Here is a 2,124-nt window from a genome sequence, read left to right as displayed (position 1 = left end):
GCACGTCGATCACCAATTCTTTCAGCGTATCCATGCGGTCACTGGCATCATCCCGGCGCAGGTAGTCGCGCTGGATGGCTTCAATCAGTTGCGCCTGCTTGTGCAGGGCGTATTTCAACTGCGCGACCCACAACCCGCCAAAGGAGGCAACCAGCCAGAGTGCAACATGCAACACCATCTCTGTACTCATGACGCCGGCACCTTCTGATAAAACTTTTCCAGTGCAACCAGCTGGTTGCGCAGCGACAGGCACCATGCGCCGTAATCGCTGGCGTGCCCCAGCAACGCTACCGGGGAAAGTCCGGCATCGGCGGGATGGAGAGCAAGCCCGGCGGCGGTGTCGGACACAGAGCGATCACCGGCTCCGGCGTAACCGAGGGCGCGGGCATAGAGCTGCACGCTGTCAGGGCCAAGCCCAGTAAAACGGGGACCATCATGCGTAACGGCATCATTGATTTTTCCCTTCAGAAGGTGCTGCACCACCGCCAACTGGCGCTGCCTATGCGCCAGTTCGTCCGTCAACCGCTCAGCGCGCGTCAACGCCTCGCGCTCGTGTGCCACGGCGGATTTCAGCGCCTGATTGCTGGCCTCGGCTGCCTGAGCCTTGGCCAGGTCGAATGTTTCCGCCTGGTGAGACAATCGCAACTGATACTCGGCCGCCGCTGCGCTATAGCCTGACTGATAGATGCCGTGATAAACGAACCACCCGGCAATAACACCCAGCAGGGCCAGCAACGCCGGCCCCATGAAACGACGCAGCAAACTAACGAGCATCATCATCGGATTTCTCCATACGATCACGCTGCAGCGCGACCAGGCGCGTCGCCTGGCTATGCATCGCCCAGACCGCCATGTAGCCGATAAACTCATACTCGGCCAGGGCATGGGTAAATGCTGCGTGCAGTACCATGACGCTGGTGATGATGAACGCCCCGACCGTCATCACCTCGGAGGCGGAGACCTCGCCGGTTTTCGGGTCAGCCAGCAGCTTTAGCAGCACGTCACGCCAGCTCATACGCTCTCCGGGAAGACATGCCCCGGCAGGGGGGCGAAGTCCACCGCAATCCAGTCAGGGACATCAAATCCCGGACACTCTTTGTTGGCGAACTCACGGTGGCCATGCAGCGTTGCATTGCGATACTTATCCTGCAAACGAGCAACCAGATCATGCAGCGCCAGCCATTGGGCAACGGTGAACTGGCGAGTGCCTACCATGCAGATGCCAAGTGAATTGGCATTGTGACCCTGAACGTGCGCGCCAATCTCTTCCTCACCGCGCCCGGTGAGCACTGTGCCGTCGCAGTCAATGACGAAGTGATAGCCGATGGCGGTCAGTTCGGGATTAATGGAAGGGTGCGCACGATGAAAACCACGCTCCGCGTGCCAGCGGTCAATGACCTGCGCGGCGGTCTCATGCGCATTGCCAAGCTGCTTGCCGTCAGGGCTGGCAGCACAATGAAGAACAATCAAATCGATAAAGCGGGACATAAAAAAACCCTCGTAAGTTGACGAGGGTTATTGTGTTTTTTTTACTGAATACGGAAGAGTGGAACAAGGTGAGAGGGAAAACCTCAATCAAACGGTAATTGCGGTTGATCCAGCGCTTGCAGTTTCCGATTGGCAATCACCTTCATTGCTTGCTTGTAGGTGACCTTATGTCGGGGGCACAACTGAGTCAGCGCCATCAGTACCGACTCTCCCTGATCGCGCAGTGCGTCAAACTCAGCCAAAAACTGACGCCAGAAATACTCTCGCAGGGCACGATAGCAGTTGGGAATATAAATCTCCTCACCACCAAATGCACTCATTAATTTGAGGGTGTTTTCTTCACCTATAGCTTGACGCAACATATCCAACCTAACATCACCTCGCGCAAGAATTCCTTTGTTTACCGGCATTGGCACGCCACCTAATGCCTCAACCAGATCCATGGTAGCCTCAAGTCCAATAACATCAACCAGGGCCAGCGCAGAGTCTGGCAACAAATCGCGGATACCATCATAGACCTGGATCATGTCGGCCTCCCGTTGCGCTTGGCATCATACTGGAGAGCATTCATCACCGCGATCAGTTGCTTGGTCGTGAGCCACTCAAGCTTCTGCTGGTCGAACATGCGCTTACCCA

The 2,124-nt window shown here is 56.5% G+C and carries 5 protein-coding genes; all 5 read right to left on the bottom strand.

The features are described from left to right. Positions 1–190 (bottom strand): hypothetical protein (locus tag ADK28_RS31655; protein WP_152929722.1); only part of this gene is annotated, 190 nt, incomplete at its 3' end. After that, positions 187–780 carry a hypothetical protein gene (locus ADK28_RS17650; RefSeq protein WP_048796289.1) on the bottom strand — a complete coding sequence of 198 codons (594 nt, stop codon included), beginning with the start codon at positions 778–780 and terminating at the stop codon, positions 187–189. The genes ADK28_RS17650 and ADK28_RS31655, both read right to left, overlap by 4 nt. Beyond that, entirely contained in the window at positions 764–1,015 is a 252-nt protein-coding gene (locus ADK28_RS17645; protein ID WP_048796288.1) for a hypothetical protein, read from the bottom strand. The genes ADK28_RS17650 and ADK28_RS17645 overlap by 17 nt, the downstream gene beginning before the upstream one ends. Then, the gene (locus ADK28_RS17640; protein WP_048796287.1) at positions 1,012–1,488 is read right to left on the bottom strand and encodes an N-acetylmuramoyl-L-alanine amidase; all 477 of its coding nucleotides are present in this window, start codon (positions 1,486–1,488) and stop codon (positions 1,012–1,014) included. Before ADK28_RS17640 ends, ADK28_RS17645 begins: the two co-directional genes overlap by 4 nt. 83 nt (positions 1,489–1,571) lie before the next feature. Next, positions 1,572–2,015, bottom strand: coding sequence for a Mor transcription activator family protein (locus ADK28_RS17635; protein WP_048795809.1), 444 nt, complete (start codon positions 2,013–2,015; stop codon positions 1,572–1,574). Positions 2,016–2,124 lie beyond the last annotated feature (109 nt).

It is taken from the genome of Serratia sp. 506_PEND (assembly GCF_001076875.1).
Taxonomy (GTDB): Bacteria; Pseudomonadota; Gammaproteobacteria; order Enterobacterales; family Enterobacteriaceae; genus Serratia; species Serratia marcescens.
Note: the sequence above shows the minus strand (reverse complement) of the source record. Positions and strands in the feature narration are given on the sequence as shown.